Raw genomic sequence first — 281 nt, 5'->3', positions numbered from 1 at the left:
CTATGGATGGTTTACGCAAGTGCCTTGTTGAAGAATTTAGCAGCCTTTATATTTTCCATTTACGGGGAAATCAAAGAACTTCTGGAGAACTTTCTCGAAAAGAAGGTGGTAAGATTTTTGGTTCTGGATCACGCTGCACCCATAGCTATCTCTATTCTCGTAAAAAATCCAGAATCTAAACAACATGGTAAAATATATTTCCGTGATATTGGAGACTATCTCAATAGAGAAGAAAAGCTCACGATAATTGAAAAATTTAGAAGTATTGATGGCATTACACG

Annotated in this window: 1 pseudogene; it reads left to right on the top strand. The window is 35.9% G+C overall.

The window, feature by feature from the left end:
- Positions 1–281: pseudogene (locus tag BN338_RS10310) on the top strand (hypothetical protein); the annotation flags it as partial.

The sequence above is a fragment of the Bartonella queenslandensis AUST/NH15 genome (assembly GCF_000312585.1).
Taxonomy (GTDB): Bacteria; Pseudomonadota; Alphaproteobacteria; order Rhizobiales; family Rhizobiaceae; genus Bartonella; species Bartonella queenslandensis_A.
Note: the sequence above shows the minus strand (reverse complement) of the source record. Positions and strands in the feature narration are given on the sequence as shown.